At 35.6% G+C, this 14,411-nt stretch carries 16 protein-coding genes; all 16 read left to right on the top strand.

The features are described from left to right. The first annotated feature begins 46 nt into the window (after positions 1 to 46). The 16 genes from JL53_RS09645 (at position 47) to JL53_RS09570 (ending at position 14,340) form a co-directional block, all read left to right on the top strand. Complete coding sequence (locus JL53_RS09645) at positions 47 to 1,012, top strand: LacI family DNA-binding transcriptional regulator (protein WP_003720036.1); 966 nt, start codon at positions 47 to 49, stop codon at positions 1,010 to 1,012. Positions 1,013 to 1,072: 60 nt separating this feature from the next. Further along, on the top strand, positions 1,073 to 2,056 hold the full coding sequence (locus JL53_RS09640; RefSeq protein WP_038407502.1) for a Gfo/Idh/MocA family protein: 984 nt from the start codon (positions 1,073 to 1,075) through the stop codon (positions 2,054 to 2,056). Between the two features lie 182 nt (positions 2,057 to 2,238). Then, a complete protein-coding gene (locus JL53_RS09635; protein WP_003720034.1) occupies positions 2,239 to 2,490 on the top strand; it encodes a hypothetical protein in 252 nt (83 codons plus the stop codon). 12 nt (positions 2,491 to 2,502) lie between these two features. Further along, the gene (locus tag JL53_RS09630) at positions 2,503 to 2,865 is read left to right on the top strand and encodes a hypothetical protein (RefSeq protein ID WP_003720033.1); all 363 of its coding nucleotides are present in this window, start codon (positions 2,503 to 2,505) and stop codon (positions 2,863 to 2,865) included. Beyond that, the gene (locus tag JL53_RS15180; protein ID WP_052010594.1) at positions 2,856 to 4,340 is read left to right on the top strand and encodes an LXG domain-containing protein; all 1,485 of its coding nucleotides are present in this window, start codon (positions 2,856 to 2,858) and stop codon (positions 4,338 to 4,340) included. The genes JL53_RS09630 and JL53_RS15180 overlap by 10 nt, the downstream gene beginning before the upstream one ends. 5 nt (positions 4,341 to 4,345) lie before the next feature. After that, a complete protein-coding gene (locus JL53_RS09620) occupies positions 4,346 to 5,329 on the top strand; it encodes a hypothetical protein (RefSeq protein ID WP_038407501.1) in 984 nt (327 codons plus the stop codon). Then, positions 5,326 to 5,775: a hypothetical protein gene (locus tag JL53_RS09615; protein ID WP_038407500.1), complete on the top strand. Its 450-nt coding sequence runs from the start codon at positions 5,326 to 5,328 to the stop codon at positions 5,773 to 5,775. The genes JL53_RS09620 and JL53_RS09615 overlap by 4 nt, the downstream gene beginning before the upstream one ends. After that, complete coding sequence (locus tag JL53_RS09610; RefSeq protein ID WP_003720029.1) at positions 5,772 to 6,224, top strand: DUF5085 family protein; 453 nt, start codon at positions 5,772 to 5,774, stop codon at positions 6,222 to 6,224. Before JL53_RS09615 ends, JL53_RS09610 begins: the two co-directional genes overlap by 4 nt. 181 nt (positions 6,225 to 6,405) lie before the next feature. Then, the gene (locus JL53_RS09605) at positions 6,406 to 6,777 is read left to right on the top strand and encodes a GntR family transcriptional regulator (RefSeq protein ID WP_003720028.1); all 372 of its coding nucleotides are present in this window, start codon (positions 6,406 to 6,408) and stop codon (positions 6,775 to 6,777) included. Next, positions 6,767 to 7,447: an ATP-binding cassette domain-containing protein gene (locus JL53_RS09600; RefSeq protein ID WP_003720027.1), complete on the top strand. Its 681-nt coding sequence runs from the start codon at positions 6,767 to 6,769 to the stop codon at positions 7,445 to 7,447. The genes JL53_RS09605 and JL53_RS09600 overlap by 11 nt, the downstream gene beginning before the upstream one ends. Further along, on the top strand, positions 7,440 to 8,213 hold the full coding sequence (locus JL53_RS09595; RefSeq protein ID WP_038407499.1) for a hypothetical protein: 774 nt from the start codon (positions 7,440 to 7,442) through the stop codon (positions 8,211 to 8,213). The genes JL53_RS09600 and JL53_RS09595 overlap by 8 nt, the downstream gene beginning before the upstream one ends. 42 nt (positions 8,214 to 8,255) lie before the next feature. Continuing rightward, the gene (locus JL53_RS09590) at positions 8,256 to 9,590 is read left to right on the top strand and encodes a DEAD/DEAH box helicase (protein ID WP_038407498.1); all 1,335 of its coding nucleotides are present in this window, start codon (positions 8,256 to 8,258) and stop codon (positions 9,588 to 9,590) included. A gap of 133 nt (positions 9,591 to 9,723) precedes the next feature. Then, positions 9,724 to 12,402 carry a sigma-54-dependent transcriptional regulator gene (locus JL53_RS09585; RefSeq protein ID WP_038407497.1) on the top strand — a complete coding sequence of 893 codons (2,679 nt, stop codon included), beginning with the start codon at positions 9,724 to 9,726 and terminating at the stop codon, positions 12,400 to 12,402. A gap of 156 nt (positions 12,403 to 12,558) precedes the next feature. Further along, entirely contained in the window at positions 12,559 to 12,867 is a 309-nt protein-coding gene (locus tag JL53_RS09580; RefSeq protein ID WP_003720023.1) for a PTS sugar transporter subunit IIB, read from the top strand. A 66-nt stretch (positions 12,868 to 12,933) separates the two neighbouring features. Then, complete coding sequence (locus tag JL53_RS09575) at positions 12,934 to 13,236, top strand: PTS sugar transporter subunit IIA (RefSeq protein ID WP_003720022.1); 303 nt, start codon at positions 12,934 to 12,936, stop codon at positions 13,234 to 13,236. A gap of 21 nt (positions 13,237 to 13,257) precedes the next feature. Continuing rightward, positions 13,258 to 14,340: a DUF871 domain-containing protein gene (locus tag JL53_RS09570; RefSeq protein ID WP_038407496.1), complete on the top strand. Its 1,083-nt coding sequence runs from the start codon at positions 13,258 to 13,260 to the stop codon at positions 14,338 to 14,340. Positions 14,341 to 14,411 lie beyond the last annotated feature (71 nt).

Raw genomic sequence — 14,411 nt, 5'->3', positions numbered from 1 at the left:
GTTGTTTTGTGTATAATAAAAGAAAAGAGAAAAGGATGCGATTCACGTGGTAGGAATTAAAGATATCGCGAAAAAGGCAGGGGTTTCCATATCAACAGTATCCTATGCACTTAATGGCAGCCCAAAAGTGACCGAAAAAACGCGAAAACGAATTATGACCATCGCAAATGAATTGAATTATATTCCCAATATGGCAGCGCGAACGTTAAAAACAAGAGAAACGAAAATAATCGGAGTTTACTTAACGAATTATGGCGGGATATTTTACGGGACATTACTCGAAGGTTTAACGCAAACGCTTTATAAACATGGATATGAACTCATTGCATGCAGTGGCACGAAGACACACCGATTTTTACCGGAGAAAATGATTGACGGTGCGATTATTTTAGATGCCAATTTCCCATCAGAGGAGATTATCAATTATGCCGGTCGTGGTCATAAAATCGTCGTGCTTGACCGTGAATTATCGCATGAAAATGTCTGCCAAGTTCTGCTGGATAATAAGGGTGGTGCTACGCTTGCCGTTGATTATTTATCTACTAATTTTACAGGTGATTTTTATGTAGTTACAGGTCCAGAAGATTCCTATGATGCCAGAGTTAGACTAGAAACAGCCAAGCAAGAACTAGCTCGTTCTGGGGATAAGACAGCGCATATCATTGAAGGAGACTTTTCGGAAGCAAGCGGTGAAAATGCTGCGGCTATTATCGCGAAAAACTGGAAAGCACCAGTATCGGTCTTTGCGCTAAATGATAATATGGCAATTGGAATGTATCGTTATTTTGCGAAAACCGAATTAGAAATTGGCAAAGATGTCCGGATTATTGGTTTTGATAATACTGATATTAGCGAATATTTAGTGCCGCGCCTTGCAACGATAGAATATTCCAAATATAAATGGGGAGCTGTCGCAGCCGATAAATTAGTCGAGCTTCTAGAAGGTGGCAAAGCAGAAAACGAAATAATCTATACTACTAGAATTAGTGGTCCCTCTGTTTCAAACAATTAGTACGCTTTTTTACTTATTTTAAGGTATACTTAAAATAAAATAAAAAGGAGTTGTTGGCTAATGAAACTTGGAATTATGGGGACAAATTGGATTACAGATGCCTTTATTGAAGGCGCTTTAAATTCAGGAGAGTGGACACTTACGGCTGTTTATTCACGAACAGAAGAAAAAGCCCGCGCATTTGGAGAAAAATATGGCGAACTAACTTATTTTACAGACATAGAAGAAATGGGGAAAGCAGACGTACTAGACGCTGTTTATATTGCTTCCCCGAATGCCCTTCACTTTGAGCATGCGGTAAGCCTACTCAAAAATAAAAAACATGTCATCGTTGAAAAACCAATTTTTTCTACCGTGGCAGAACTTGAATATGCGCACCAAATTGCTCGTGAAAATAATGTTTTCTTATTTGAAGCGGCTCGCCATATTCAAGAACCTAATTTCAAAAAAGTGCAAGAAAATTTAACAAAAATTGGCACAATCCATGGGGCAACACTATCTTATATGAAATATTCATCCCGATATGACCAAGTTTTAAATGGAGAAGAACCAAATATCTTCTCATTGAAATTTTCAGGTGGCTCGATTGTTGATTTAGGCGTATATCCGCTTTATTCAGCAATTACTCTATTCGGAGAACCAGTGAAAGCAACTTATTTTGCCACAAAACTACCAACTGGGGTGGATGGATTAGGACCAATTATTTTGGAATATCCTACATTTAACATCACGATTATTCAAGGGAAAAATTCACAGTCCTTCTTACCAAGCGAAATTTATGGTCAAAAAGGAACCTTGATTATTGATCCGCTTACGGGTATTGAAAATATTACTTTTTATGATAATGCCACAAAAGAAGTGACCGAACTAGCAGGACCAACTGTTCCTAATGATATGCAATTTGAAGCTGCAGAGTTTGCAAGAATTATCGAACAAAGTGACCGTGATACCTATGAATACTTAGCTGACTTAAGCTTAAAAGTACTACGTGTCTCAAACGAACTCCGCCATCAAAATGATATTTGGTTTAATGTAGAAAAATAATTTAAAGGAAAGCGTAATACTATGAACCGACCCCAAAAATCTAACTTTTGGAGGTCGGTATTTTTTGTGGCGAAACATAATTACCCTGATTATTTAGTAGTCAACTATTTTAATATTAGTGGAAGTATGTACCAATTTTTTGATATACTAATTTTAGTATAAATGACGGGAGGAGACATTTCATGAGTAACATCGCTTCAAGTACTAGCTCAGCAACATCTGCCGTTGCGGGAGTAAAATCAGTGACTATAAATAAAGGACAACAAGTCTCTTTAGAGCAAAGTACAATAACCAGTATGAAGACAGGAATGGAAGTTAATAACCAGTTGTTGACAGATTTAGCGCAACTAATTGACTGTGTGACGACTCAAAGCGAAAAATTCCCCAAAATTGCAGAACTTATTGCCCTTCAAGATAGTCAAATTACATTTTAAGAGGTGAATTGTTTGAATAAAAAGTCAAATGATTATGAACGTGCGAAATATAATCAGCTAATTTTAGAAAATGAACAGCAAATGGATGAGCTCAGCAACGGAAAAAGAAAACTTGAAGAATCTATTTATAATTTGGAAGTAGACTTTCGTAGAGGTTTTCAGGAACTAAACAATTTAAATAATGAAAATGCAAGATTTGATAGCTTCGAAACAAATAAGTTAAAACGTCATAATGAAGAGCAAGAGCAATCATTTCGTCAATTACTACGTGAATCCAACGACCAGATTGTATCAGCCTACAAAAATGAAACGAAAAAAATGGACGAAGAACGTGAAATCCTTTATAAGAAGCGGAGTGATATTCCTTGGGATTAGTTTATTCAAGTAGTGAGTCTGCCGAATTAGTTCAATCTTTAACAAGTAATTTAACAAATGGAAAAGAAGCAATCAACCAACTAAAACTTGGAAGCCAAGAGGTCATTGCAGCAGTAGATGGAAATTCATTGGCGGGTGCAGCTTATACTGCGGGAAAAGGTATATTTAGCGATCTGATTATCCCAACTATTACACGAGTAACTACTGCTTGTGATGCAATTGAACTAGAGATACAAAAATATGAAACAGCTGATCAAAACATTTCAAATGAAGGGTATTTAAATGAAGAAAATTTAAATCAGCAAATTGCGATAAAAAAAATGATGAAAGCTTCTGTTGACTTTGCTTCATCTCTTGCAAAAGCTGCTTCAAGAAATAATCCAGCTACAGCAATACTAGATTCTTTACTTGATTTTCAGAAAAAACTAGATCAAATGTCAGATAGCATTCAGGATGATATTGAGCAATTACAATTAAAATTAGATAAGTTACATACTTTTTCTTCACAAACAAATGGATTGTTTAGTGATAGTCTTAACGATTTAAATATAGCTATGCAAGGTGTATTAGTGTTAGATAATACGATTATAAATTCTGATGGCTCATACACCTTGCCCACTGGTACAGACAAAAGCTGGTTTACAGGCAAAAAAGATGTAACAGCATTTAAAAATTCACCAGACTATATTGCTACACATGCACCGGAAAATATGACACCAGAAGAGACAGAAAACTGGCTAATCGAAAACCTTAATAAATTTGGCCCAGACTTTTTAGATTATATTAAAGATGGAACTATTTCAACTATAAGTTTTGTAAATGGTCGTGCTTTTCTAAATGGTGTTGCTATCACTCAAGATTCATTAGGTCGATTAAAATTAGGAAATAGATTTTTATTTAAACCAACAGCAAATGGAGGTCATGTTTATAATCTAGGTGAAAATTTCCAAAACAAATCTGGTATTGATCTGGGAAATTATCATTACTCTATGCTTCCAAATGGGAGTATTGACTTTGGAGAGTTAAAGTTAGCAGGACTTTCAAATTTTAAAGAAGCATTAAATCCTATTAATGATTTTAAAGGGTGGGGAGATGCTTCAAAAGTTGGTAAATTTGGAAAAGGACTGGGTATCCTTGGGACAGGTTTAACAATTGGAAATAATTTTGCAGCAAATATAGACTTATCTGATGGACTTGATGCAGGAGAGACAGTCGATTTTGTAACAGATACTGCAATTGACATTGGTTCAGCTGCAGGTGCTACTGCGGTTGGTGCAATGGTTGGGTCAGTATTCCTTCCCCCATTAGGGACGGTTGTTGGTGCAGCAGTGGGTGTTGGAATTAATGTAGCTATAAATTGGGAATTTGGAGGACCTCCTAAAAAAAGTGCTGTAGATCATGTTAAAGATGGTGTTAAGACTGTCACAAAAGCAGTAGGTGATTGGGTTGGAGGATTCTTATTTGGGAATGGGTGATATCTATGGTAGAAAATATAAACAGTTCAGAATCATTAAATAAAAAATACTTTATTTCTTTGGCAAAAACTAGAGGTTCAGTGGGGGCACTACGAATCCAATTAATTGCTTTGTTAGTCCTATCAATTATTGGATTGATCCCAGGAATAGAAATTCACTCTTGGTACAATAATATAGCAAGCACAATTTTATATGGGATGCTAAAATTTTATGTGGTTTATGCGATTGTATTGAATATCTATTTTTTTCTTGTTCCCAAAAAAATAGTTTATAAACATCAGGTATTTAATTCTATATTATTATTTTTTACTTTATTAATTGAATTAGTTATTTTAGTAGCTCTTTCATTCATGATTAGTAATAGTAAATCAACTGGGTATAAGTCAAACATAGCTGATTTTAATGCAACCTATTCAATGATATTTCTAGTTTTAATTGGAACAGTAGCTCTACTGACTATTTGTTATAATGTTTTTTGGATTAGAAAAAATATAAGGAAAGGCTTTTCGGAACAAAGAAAAGTTGCTAATTATCTAGCTTTTTCTAAGGTATTTAATTTTAATTCTGCTTGGATTATTTTTGGAGTAGTTAGTATTACAGGCGTATTTTTTACAAATTTTTTATTTATTTTAGGACTTTTACTTGCCTTGGTTTTTGTGTTAGCCTTCACAAGATTGCTGATAGAAATTGGCTACCTAACATATTTGAAATCTGTAAATAGAGATTATTGGGAAGAGTATAAAGAACAGAAGCCCTTTTCTTTCAATGGGAGATTGAAATCAATACTCAGGAAAAAGTATATATATGTGTTAATAGGAATAGCTATAATAGTTGGTATGGTGAAAATTGATGAGAAATTTGCATTATCTAAAACAATAAAAAATATATTTGGATTTATTGTAATTGTCATCTTAATTGGATTTATGATAATTTTGATACAATGGATTATAAAAAAAATAAAAAATAAGCATGTTGGGAGAAAAAAATGAAAATAAAAACAAGACAATTTAGCCTAAATAATGTTATTGGATTTAGTGCGACACTTGATTCTAATAAAGAGATATTTGACCAAGTTGCTGAAATTGGCGCTGAGTTTAAGAAAGTATTAATTCAGAATGGATATTTTGCAGATTCACCCACTATCTTTGAATACAATCCATTTGATGAATCAAATGATGTGACTATTTTATCCACTGTTGGCAATAAAATAAACATTGTTGGAGAAAATAAGTCACAGTTTTTTTATAAAGAAAGACTAGACTTTACTACAAATTATTATTATCGTCATTATGACCAAGAAGAAGCTATACCTTATAATGAAATTAAGGAAAAGATTGATAACGAAAAAGGTATTTTATTAACAATTTATCACATTCTTCTGGATTTAGAAGGCGATATTGTTATTGATTTATATTGTGAGGTAGACAAACTATGAAATTGTTGCCAAAAGTCTTTACAGCAGACAAAATTAGCTTTCAGAATGTTGTAAGTAAAAGAGCTAAATTTTATTATTCTGAAATGGAAGAGAACTATAAAAATTTTGTTTCTGGCATTATTGATGAAGGTTATAATTTGAAAGGTCCCTTTTTTTATAGCCTTAATAATGTTCCAACAGATGAAATGATAGATATCGAAATGTTTTTTCCAATCATTGAAAACATCTTTGAAGTAGAAGATTATCAATTTGCTTCTTATTTTGAAATCACTCCATTGCTAAAAACAATCATTGTGGGCGATTTTGATAACGTTACGGAGCAGTCTTATGCAGAATTATTAGCTACCTTAGAAGTAAATAATTTGAATATAGCAACACCTTTTTACCATGTATTCCCAAAAAACGGGAGCAAATATGTTAATCTATATGTTGGTTATTATAAAAGTTAAATATTATTAATATGGCTAACACTATTTTTTGTAACATCAAGCTTTAATATAGAAAAATAATTTTAAGGAAAGCCAGGAAAAGTGTTTTAATACTTATTCCTGGCTTTTTTGTGCTTGACAATAAGTTTAATTCAAGTGTACTATTCACTTAATACACTAGTTTCAGATGGAGGAGGTAATAATGAAACCAACATTCCATACAGATAAACCCATTTACAGTCAGATTTGCGATTGGATGAAGAAAAAGATGGTTACAAGAGAATGGAAATCAGATGATAAATTACCGTCTGTCCGTGAAATGGGAGCATCACTTGCTGTTAATCCAAATACAGTTAGTCGAGCGTATCAAGAGCTAGAACGTGCCGGTTACATTTATGCCAAGCGGGGAATGGGATCGTTTGTAACTTCAGAAAAAGCCGTTTTCGAACAACTAAAAAGTGAGCTGGCCGAGGAAATCGCTACACGTTTTTTGGAAGAAGCAGAAAGCATTGGTTTAAACAGCCAAGCAGCAATAGAACTACTAACAAAAAGGAGTACTGAACATGACGGATAACATAATCACAATAACGGGTCTAACCAAAAAATATCGTAGACACAAACCATTAAATGACATTAACTTAACGCTGGAGCAAGGAAAAATAATCGGGCTACTTGGACCAAATGGGGCTGGAAAAACTACCTTGTTAAATGCGATTTCCGGATTATTAAAGTCAACTTCCGGAAGTATTACCATGGCAGGAGATACTCGAATTGCTTATTTACCGAGTGAAGATTTTTTACCAAACATGGTGATTCGCGATTATTTTCAAATTTATCATGGCTTTTTTCCGGATTTCAGTTCAGAAAAAGCAACTGAAATGATTCATTCTCTCGGTGTTAATGTTAAAGAAAATACCAAATATCTTTCAAAAGGAAATGCAGCAAAAGTAATGCTAACCCTTATTTTATGTCGAGATGCTAGCCTTTATTTGTTAGATGAGCCTTTTTCCGAGATTGATTTGATTTCGCGTGATGATATCGTTAAAAGTATCGCTCGGTTTTTAAAAGAAGAAGCAACCCTTGTGATTACAACACATCTAATTCAAGATATGGAAATGATGTTTGACGAAATTATCTTAATGAATCGCGGCGAAATTATCGACCGTAAAGACACCGAATTACTTCGAGATGTGGAACATAAATCGGTCGTGACTTATTATCGGGAGGTATTTGGACATGCTTAAAGCACACTGGAAATTAGAATGGAACGCACGTCGTTATTGGTTTTTGGCAACTTTTTCTGGTTGGTTAATTTGCTTATTAGCAGGGGTGATTTATAAATTAGTAAAAGGTTACAGTGTCCAGTTAGTAATAGAATCAGGTAGTTCCGTAGCAACATTTACTTCTGGGGATGAGTTTCTTTCATCACTTTTTAGTATTATTGGGGGTAGTTGGCTAATTATTTGGGTGCTTATTTTTGTGGCAGCACCCAGTATAGGCGTATATGATGAAAAACGTTATTTATTTTTTCAAACCGAAACACCTATATGGAAAATACTAGTGAACAAATTAATTGTTGCTTTAGTGGAAGTGACTATCTTAACCGCTGGATTCCTTTTCTTCACGTTACTTTTAGCGGCAATTGGTAACGCCGAACTTAGCTTTCTAATCGTTCTCAAAATAATTGGCGAAACTTTTATCGGGAGTTGGCTTGTTACAATGTCATTTGTTTGCATCGTTATTGTAGCGACGGCGCTTAGTATGATTCCGATAAATGGTTACCGCTTTGGATTTATAGCCGCGATTATTTATTTTCTGCTGATTAATGGAGCACAAACGCATATCGGAAGTAGCTGGTTGCCAGATCTAGGTCCAGAAATACAGTTTAATTATTCTATTGGACTAGAATTTCAGTTTTCCATCCTAGTCTTTATTTTTAACCTACTTTTTGGTGTTTTTCTGCTATTTATCGCCACAAAAATCCTAAATAAAAGTGCAGACTTGCAGTAAGCATGGTATGATACAAGGAAGAACGAATAAAGGAGTCCGATCATGACAGAATCAAAAATCCCAAGCTTTTGGGCGGAAAAATGGCAAGAACATGGCTACGAAACGCCAACAGAAATTCAGCGTGCGATGTATCAGCCAATCAAAGACGGCGAAGATGTTTTAGCGGTGTCGCCAACTGGAACAGGAAAAACAGTAGCATATGCGCTGCCAACCTTGGAAAAAATGGAAGCAACCCCGCACATACAATGGCTAATTTTAGCGCCATCTCATGAACTTGTAATGCAAATCACGGAGGTAATCCGCTCGTGGTTACCAAGTGAAGATTTGACAGTGATATCGCTAATCGGTGGAGCGAATGTAAAACGCCAAATTGAAAAACTAAAGAAAAAACCACAAATAATCGTTGCTTCCCCAGGACGTGCATTAGAGTTAATCAAACAAAAGAAAATTAAAATGCACGAAATTAAAACAATCACTTTAGATGAATGTGATCAGTTACTTCGCCAAGAAAACTTTAAAAGCACGCTCGAAATTGTTGAAAGTGCCGTACGCGATCGTCAATTGACACTTGTATCTGCTACTAAACTAGAAAACCCCGAAACATTTTTCGGTCAAACAGAACAAGAACCAGTCGTATTAGAAGTGACAGCGAAACCTGAAGAATTAACGAATGTGGAACATCTTTATATGGATGTGGAATCTCGCGACAAGGCAACTTTATTACGCCGGATTTCTCATATTAAAGACATGCGTGCACTTGTTTTTGTAAAAGACAAACCACGAATGGAAATTTTACTCGAAAAACTTCATTTCGATAAAGTGAAAGCTGCTGGAATTCACGGAGAAATCCGCAAAGAAAAACGCAAAAAATATCTCGATGATTTCAAAAAAGGAACCTTAACTTACTTAATCGTTACTGACGTGGCTGCGCGTGGATTAGACATAGAAGATTTACCATACGTTATTCATTATGATCTAGCTGCAAGTGAAAAAGAATATACGCATCGATCAGGACGTACTGGTCGAATGGGGAAAGCTGGAACGGTCATTACTTTTGCCAATCCACGAGAAATTAGAACCTTAAAACAATATCTAACTATCCATAACTTAAAAGGAAAACAAGTTAGATTTTACCAAGGGAAACTACTCGACGGAGCTGTACCAGAAAATAAAATTGCTAAAAAAACAGCTCGACCACCTAAACAAGTACGCAAAGAAAAAACAAGCAGTGCTACCAAACCCGCGTTCAAAGGAAAAGCAGCTGATAAAACAAAATCTGTGCGCAAAGAAAAATCAACAAAGTCTTTCAAATCTGAACGAAATAACAACATGGATAAGTCCAAAAAGAAACCAACAAATTTTAAAAAGTTTAAATAAGTGCACGTGTGTCTTTCTCCCTTCAGCGAGAGGAAGACACAAGCGCTTTTTTTATGGGTAATTTTTATCGTTGCGAGGATGCTATTTAAAAAGGTATAATGGAAACATAGAGATTTAAAAAGGAGTAGAGTAGATGGCTAGTAGAAAAGAAGAAGTCCTCCAACTTCTAAAGGAAAAAGAAGAAAAAGTATCTGCTGCTGATGTCGCAGAATTGCTTCAAATGGACCGAGCGAATGCTAGTCGATATCTAAATGATCTTTTTAAAGAAAAAAGAATTGATAAACTTTCGGGAAAACCGGTTTTTTATCAAACTTTAAAGACTACTACCAAAACGGTACAACCAGTAAATGCACAGTCAGAATCCGCTTTTGGCCGCTTAATTGGTTCAGAAGATAGTTTGAAAGTCAGTATTCAACAGGCAAAAGCAGCGATTCTATATCCACCGAATGGCTTGCATAGCTTGATTTTAGGGCGGACTGGGACAGGTAAATCTCTTTTTGCTGAATGTATGTACGAATTTGCCAAAGAATCGGAAACCATTCCAGCCGACGCTCCTTTTATTTCATTTAACTGCGCGGACTATGCGCAAAACCCGCAACTTTTATTTGGACATATTTTTGGTGTCATTAAAGGAGCTTATACAGGGGCAGAAGAAACCCGTGAAGGATTACTAAAAAAAGCAGATGGTGGCATTCTGTTTCTCGATGAAATTCATCGCTTGCCTCCAGAAGGTCAAGAAATGCTCTTTACATTCATTGATAAAGGTGAGTTTCGGCCACTTGGAGAAAGCGCTAACGTTCATCATGCTCAGGTTCAAATTATTGGTGCGACAACAGAATCACCAGATAATTTCTTATTAGAGACGTTTACGAGACGTATTCCAATGACGATTACTCTACCAGCACTTGCCGAAAGGAATTTAGAAGAGCGTTACCAATTAATTGAGTTTTTCTTAAATCAAGAAGCCATTCGCCTACACCAATCCATTCGTGTGCACCGAAAAGCATTAATCGCCTTTTTACTTTATCATGCGAGTGCCAATGTAGGCCAACTTCAACGTGATTTAAAACTTGCTTGCGCTAAAGCTTTTTTGCATTATAAAACAAAAACAGCGAATTATATCTTGATTGAACAAGATGATTTGCCGATTCATGTACAAAAAGGGTTACTTCACTTAAAAGATGAACCAGAAAAACTAAATCGACTGATTGATGTTAATAAAGCAATTTTTAAATTTGTCGATACGAGTGATGCCTCGGCGCAAGTAGAAGATGTACACGATGTTTATCATGCCATTCAAGAAAAAGCCGATCAACTAATGAAAGAAGGGAAAGATCAAAGCGAATTAGAAGAAGCGCTTTATGTCGATGTCGACCAGTATTTCCATGACTACATGGTTCAACTCCCAACTCACCAAACCGCCAAAGAAATTATTGATCCAGCAGTTTGGGAATTAACGGAAAAAGTTTACGCGATGGCGGAAGAAAAACTAAATCGCAAATATAATGAAAAAATGAAATTCGCTTTTTCGTTACATTTGCAAAGTACCATCGAACGAGTTCGTGAGCAAAAACATATTATTCATCCAGATTTAAATAATATTCGCAAAAAATATCCCAAAGAGTTCCAAGTAGCGATTGATTTATCGGCACTAATTGAACAAGAATTGCGAATCGAAATTCCATTTGACGAAATTGGCTTTTTAACAATGTTTTTAACAGAAGAAGTCGTGGATACTGCACTCTCTCAAGAACTTCAAGTCGAAGTCATTGTCATGATGCATGGACGTTCCACTGCGACGAGTATGGTAGAAACCGTGCAAGAGTTATTAAGTATTGATAGTGGCATTGCACTGGATATGCCGCTTACGGTCGAAGTGAAGGCAATGTATGAAAAACTAAAACAAACGGTAATCAAATTAAACCCTGTGAAAGGTGTTTTACTACTTTCAGATATGGGTTCATTAACTTCTTTTGGGAATATGTTGACGGAAGAAGTAGGGATTAGAACTAAAACAGTCAGCATGGTAAGTACACCGGTCGTTTTGGAAGCGATGCGAAAGGCCTCACTAGGTCGGGGATTAGAAGACATTTACCAAAGTTGCGAACAATTATTTGAGAATAAATATAAAGCACATGTATTGCGTGCTAAACCTGTCAAAAATGCCGTTATTTTCACTTGTTTTACAGGAGAAGGCGTGGCGGAACAGCTTCGCAAAGTGGTCACACCAATTATCGATGAAACAAAAATCGAAATTATCGTGCTACAATTTTTGCATAAAGAAGCCTTTCGTGAGCGGATTGACCAGCTAATGGAAGAATATAATATCCTTGCTATCATGGGTTCTGTTGCTTTCGAATATCGAGATATCCCGTTCTTTAGTGCACTGGAAGTCTTGTCAGAAGGCGGACTCGGAATTATTTCTCGAATTTTAAATGATGAAGTTCCATATGAGAAATTAATTGCTTCTTTGGAAGGAAATCTACAAGCAGTGAGCTCAGCAGAACAACTTGTTTATTTTCTAAGAAAGGTCATTTCCGAATTGCAATTACAATTAAATGTTATTTTAGAATCAGGTGTAGACATCGGTATGATTCTCCATCTTGCTTTCCTTATCGAACGAGTGAAGCTTGGTGCTGTCGACCGAGAATTTCCAGATTTAAACGAATTTGCAAAAAATCATATGGTGGAAATGCAAATTACACAACAAATGATGGAAAACGTTGAGATAGAATATGATATCGTCATCCCACAATCAGAAATCGCATATTTAACACAGATGATGCTCTCCAATCAGGTGGAAGTAAACTAGAAAAATGGACCTGCCAAGTGTGTATTGTCTTACACACTTGGCTTTTTTACTTGTGTAAAGTGGAACGTAGCATAGAAGCAAACCAAAACCAGAAAAGTTGGCACATATCTTGCATATTATAATAACGTGCAGCTTTTCAAACTAGGAGGATAAATTATGAAAAACATCATGTTAGTTTGCTCGGCCGGTATGTCTACAAGTCTTCTCGTGAAAAAAATGACAGAAGCTATCGAAAAACAGCAAGTTAATGCCACTGTTATTGCAGTAGCAGAAGCAGATTTTGATAAATATAGAAACAATGTAGATGTCGTTTTGTTAGCGCCGCAAGTTCGTTTTCTAGAGAAGAACTTAAAACGCGTACTGGACCCCATAGGGATTCCAGTTTCGATAATTAATGGTATTGATTACGGAACGATGGATGGGGAAAAAGTGCTAAATGATGCACTAGCAATGATCGACCAATAACCTCAAGAGGAAAATGCTGAATAGGAAAAACTACAAGTTCGATAAATGAAAAAGGATGTGTAAACAATGGAATTAGAACAAACAATTATGCAATTAATCGTACACGGAGGAAACGCTAAAAGTGACGCAATGCTAGCAATCGAAGCGGCAAAAAAAGGGGATTTTGACGCAGCAGATGAGCAAATCAAAAATGCAGAAGCGGCTTTACTAGAAGCACACCATTCACAAACTTCTTTGATTCAAGGAGAAGCTCGCGGTGAAAAAGCTGAAGTATCTTTACTTCTAGTTCATGCACAAGACCACTTAATGAATGCAATTACTTTTAAAGATTTAGCAAAAGAAATTGTTGATTTATACCGTTCTAAATAAGTTTTCGAAGGGATGATTCAAATGAGAAAATTAGGAATTTCCGTATTTCCACAACATGTATCATTAGAGGCATCGTTAGAATACATTGAAACAGCAGCAAAATATGGCTTTAGCAGAATCTTTACTTGTCTAATTTCTGCAAATGACGAGGCAGAATTTGCTAAGTTAGAAACAATTTGCAAACGCGCGAAAGAATTAGGTTTTGATGTTATTGCTGATGTTGATCCAACGGTTTTTGAATCTTTAAACATCACTTATAAAGAATTAGATCGTTTCAAAGAATTAGGGCTTGCAGGATTACGCCTTGATTTAGGTTTTTCTGGTTCAGAAGAGGCAGCGATGTCTTTTGATGATACAGACCTAAAAATCGAATTAAATATTAGTAACGGTACTCGTTATGTTGAAAATATCTTATCTTATCAAGCAAATGTAGGAAATATTATTGGCTGTCACAACTTCTACCCAAGAAAATATACTGGTCTTTCCAGAGAACATTTCTTACGTACAAGTAAACAGTTTAAAGACTTAAACCTACGTACAGCGGCTTTCGTATCTTCTAATAGTGGCGAATTTGGCCCATGGTTTGTTGTAGATGGAGGGCTGCCAACAATGGAAGAACATCGTGGCATGGACATCACCGTACAAGCGAAAGACTTATGGAACACCGGCTTAATTGATGATATTATTGTTGGAAATATGTTTGCTTCAGAAGATGAGTTACGCGCTCTAAGCGAACTAAACCGTAATGAGTTACAATTAGCGGTTGAATTTTTAGATGGTGCGACTGATGTAGAAAAAGAAATTGTTTTAACTCAAAAACATTTCAATCGTGGCGATGCTTCTGCCTACGTGCTTCGTTCAACAATGACACGCGTGAATTTTAAACAGTATGATTTCCAGCCGCATGATACAGAAACAATCGCAAAAGGGGACGTAACGATCGACAACAACGGTTACGAACGCTATAAAGGCGAAATGCAAGTAGCGCTTCAAGAAATGGAAAACTCCGGCAACACGAATATCGTTGCTCGAATTGTCCCAGAAGAACGCTATTTACTAGATACTATCTTACCGTGGCAACACTTTAGATTGGTTGAAAAATAAAATAATTTAAAAGACGTCTGCAATCACATGTAGACGTCTTTTTTGTTGTATTAATTAAAAAAGAGATAAAA

The organism is Listeria ivanovii subsp. londoniensis, assembly GCF_000763495.1.
In the GTDB taxonomy this organism is placed as follows: domain Bacteria; phylum Bacillota; class Bacilli; order Lactobacillales; family Listeriaceae; genus Listeria; species Listeria londoniensis.
The sequence above is the reverse complement of the archived record's forward strand: the minus strand, read 5'-3'. Positions and strand labels throughout refer to the sequence as shown.

What these genes read in the sequence shown, in the direction of transcription:
- JL53_RS09590 (WP_038407498.1), top strand. Translation starts at nt 8,256, where the DNA reads ATGACAGAATCAAAAATCCCAAGCTTTTGGGCGGAAAAATGGCAAGAA.
- JL53_RS09585 (WP_038407497.1), top strand. Translation starts at nt 9,724, where the DNA reads ATGGCTAGTAGAAAAGAAGAAGTCCTCCAACTTCTAAAGGAAAAAGAA.
- JL53_RS09570 (WP_038407496.1), top strand. Translation starts at nt 13,258, where the DNA reads ATGAGAAAATTAGGAATTTCCGTATTTCCACAACATGTATCATTAGAG.
- JL53_RS09575 (WP_003720022.1), top strand. Translation starts at nt 12,934, where the DNA reads ATGGAATTAGAACAAACAATTATGCAATTAATCGTACACGGAGGAAAC.
- JL53_RS09615 (WP_038407500.1), top strand. Translation starts at nt 5,326, where the DNA reads ATGAAAATAAAAACAAGACAATTTAGCCTAAATAATGTTATTGGATTT.
- JL53_RS09640 (WP_038407502.1), top strand. Translation starts at nt 1,073, where the DNA reads ATGAAACTTGGAATTATGGGGACAAATTGGATTACAGATGCCTTTATT.
- JL53_RS09595 (WP_038407499.1), top strand. Translation starts at nt 7,440, where the DNA reads ATGCTTAAAGCACACTGGAAATTAGAATGGAACGCACGTCGTTATTGG.
- JL53_RS09620 (WP_038407501.1), top strand. Translation starts at nt 4,346, where the DNA reads ATGGTAGAAAATATAAACAGTTCAGAATCATTAAATAAAAAATACTTT.
- JL53_RS09600 (WP_003720027.1), top strand. Translation starts at nt 6,767, where the DNA reads ATGACGGATAACATAATCACAATAACGGGTCTAACCAAAAAATATCGT.
- JL53_RS09635 (WP_003720034.1), top strand. Translation starts at nt 2,239, where the DNA reads ATGAGTAACATCGCTTCAAGTACTAGCTCAGCAACATCTGCCGTTGCG.
- JL53_RS09605 (WP_003720028.1), top strand. Translation starts at nt 6,406, where the DNA reads ATGAAACCAACATTCCATACAGATAAACCCATTTACAGTCAGATTTGC.
- JL53_RS09610 (WP_003720029.1), top strand. Translation starts at nt 5,772, where the DNA reads ATGAAATTGTTGCCAAAAGTCTTTACAGCAGACAAAATTAGCTTTCAG.
- JL53_RS09580 (WP_003720023.1), top strand. Translation starts at nt 12,559, where the DNA reads ATGAAAAACATCATGTTAGTTTGCTCGGCCGGTATGTCTACAAGTCTT.